General features: G+C 54.7%; 1 protein-coding gene. It reads left to right on the forward strand.

Features of this window, described 5'->3' with window-relative positions:
* Positions 1-886: 886 nt before the first annotated feature.
* Positions 887-3,000 (forward strand): bifunctional aspartate kinase/diaminopimelate decarboxylase (locus ACESLU_RS13615; RefSeq protein ID WP_372639175.1); only part of this gene is annotated, 2,114 nt, incomplete at its 3' end.

The raw sequence follows: 3,000 nt of genomic DNA on the forward strand, positions 1-3,000 counted from the left end.
TACTTTTTCTTCGAAATTGTCAAGTGATTGTGCGAAGCCCGCTTGTCCGGCTGACAAGAGAAAGGCTCCCAGCAGTCCCAACGCAACAATGATTCTTTTTAGCTTCATAGTCCTCCTGAATCGGTCATTAATATTTATATTGATGTGCTATTTATGTCCAATAAAGTTAACGCGGTATGCGGTTATGATTACATGCCAGTCGTCATCTTAATTTTAATTTAATTCATATCAGTTTTCCTGGTAACCGTGAGACAGACTTAGGTGTCTGATGTGCTATCCAACAGGGAGCTTTGCGAAACGGCTCATTTGTCCAATTTTGGCCTTATCGGTCGGTTGAAATCCTAACATATGAGCATATGATCTCGTTTTTCACCTATGGCCTTGACGCTGAACAAAATGTCTGATTTGTCAAAGCTCTCTATTGATTCCAGTGCTCTAATTCCATAAGGTGTAAATAAAAGGGGAAACATGCACGGTGGCCGACCACTGTTTTTTACCGCTCATTCTGGAAATTCGGCCGGGCGCTGAGTTTTCTCAGCCTTGATTTTTTATGCCCCTTTTGGATCAAGCCAAAAGGGGCAAGGGATTACATCGCTGTAAAAAAATGGAACATTAAAATATTTTAAAAAAACCCCGCCAGATGTCTTATATTTTGCGCTACCGAATCACGCACTGGCGTGGAGAGATCTTACACTATATACCTAACACACTGGGCGGTTGTTTTCCATCTAAATAGCTTTTCAGCAGGCAGGATTCATGTTCGCAAGACCTGTAAGGGAAGGCGGCTGACAACAGCCTGCTCCCGGTGGCCGGTAGCACAGCCGCACAACGGATTACAGATACAATAGATAAATAAAACCATTACCTAAGAAGATAAAACAGCACGATGTCTGAAGAAGATACAGGAAGAAAATGGATCGTACTTAAGTTCGGGGGGACCAGCGTCTCGACGGTTGAAAGCTGGCAGAATATCCTGTCGGTGATCAGGGAGCGCAGAGACGACGGCTACTGCGTCTGTGTGGTACACTCCGCGTTAAGTGGGATTTCCGACAGTTTGGAAGAGATCATTGAACGCGCTCCCCGCAATACGACGGGTGACCTGGTGGAGCAGGTCAAAGAGCGACACTATCAGCTGGGTAAAGCCCTGGACCTCCCGGTCGATGAGCTGTTAAAAGAAGATTTCGACGAGTTGGAACATATCGTCAGGGGCATCGAGCTGATCGGGGAGGCCAGCTACCGGGTGCAGGCGCGGCTGTTGGCGATGGGAGAGTTGATGGCAACCCGGCTGGGCGCGGCCTATGTGCGCCGCGAGCTGGGGGAGGGGACGTGGATCGACAGCCGGGAGTGTATACGGACCAGCGCCCTGAAGAATGTGAGCGAACGTTCGCTGATCCTGTCGGCGGTAAGCGAAACGGACTTTGACGGGTCGGTGCTGAAGCGGTTGAACGAGGCCGGGGGCCTTGTGGTGACGCAGGGATTTATCGGCAGCGATGCGGATGGTGAGACGGTCGTATTGGGACGGGGCGGGTCGGATGTGTCGGCCGCTTATTATGCTGCCAAGATCGGGGCAGAGCGACTGGAGATATGGACGGATGTGCCGGGCTTGTTTTCCGCCAACCCGCAGAACGTGCCCTCTGCGCGGCTGCTGAACCACCTGAGCTATAAAGAGGCCCAGGAAATTGCAACCAACGGGGCAGAGGTGCTGCACCCCCGCAGCATCATGCCGGCGCGGAAGCACAACATCCCGATTCACGTGCGATGCACGCACCGCCCGGAACTGTCCGGTACGGTTATTTCCGATGAGGCCTCCGACGACGAGGCGCTCGTCAAGACCATCGCCGTGCGCAAGAATGTGATTCTCATCAGCATGGAGTCGCTGGGCATGTGGCAGCAGGTCGGTTTCCTGGCGGAAGCTTTCGAGGTCTTCAAACAGTACGGCCTGTCCATCGACCTCATTTCCACCTCGGAATCCAATGTCACGGTCTCGCTGGATCCGGGACTCAATTCCCATTTTCACGATATACGGGAATCGTTTGTGGAGGACCTCTCCGCGCTGTGCCGGGTGGAGGTTATCGAATCCGTCTCGGCGGTCAGCCTGCTGGGGCGGCGTATTCGGACGATCCTGCACCAGCTGGGCGGGGCGTTCGAGGTGTTTGAAGAGCAGAAGGTGTACCTGGTGAACCAGGCGGCCAATGATCTGAATTTTACATTTGTGGTGGAAAATGAGCAGGCCGACCGGCTGGTGCGCCAGCTGCACGATCATATTATCTCGCAATCCGGAAACCAGCAGTCCTTCGGCCCCACCTGGCCGGAGCTGATGGGCGACCGGGAGACGGATGGCCGGGAGCAGTCCCTCTGGTGGGAGGAGCGCCGGCAGCAGCTGCTGGACCTCGCAGCCGATTCGGGTCCCTGCTACGTCTACGACACGGAGACGCTGAAAAAGTATGCCGACCTGATCCAGGGGATCGGTCCGGTGGACTACGTCCTGTACGCGATGAAGGCCAATGCCCATCCGGAGGTGCTTCGCACATTCCGCGAACGGGGGCTCGGCTTTGAGTGTGTCTCCATCGGCGAAGTGCGCCGGGTGCTCGAGTTGTTTCCCGACATCGATCGAAAAGAGGTTCTCTTTACCCCGAACTTCGCCCCCAGGTCGGAGTATGAGGAGGCTCTCGAAATGGGGATCAACGTGACGCTGGATAACATCTACCCGCTGCAGCAGTGGCCGGGACTGTTCAGGGGGGAGGAGCTGTTTTTGCGGATCGATCCGGGACACGGACACGGACACCACAAGCACGTGAAGACGGGAGGGATGCATTCCAAATTCGGCATCCCCCGCTTTGAGATTGAAGAGGTGGCCGGGCTGGCCCGGGAGTTGGAGCTGTCGATCAAGGGATTGCATGCCCATATCGGCAGCGGGATCAAAGACCCGCTCTCGTGGAAACGAACGGCGATCATCCTGCACAAGGTGGCCCGTCAGCTGGGCGGCGTGGAGATCCTCGA

Source organism: Fodinibius sp. (assembly GCF_041642155.1).
In the GTDB taxonomy this organism is placed as follows: Bacteria; Bacteroidota; Rhodothermia; order Balneolales; family Balneolaceae; genus Fodinibius.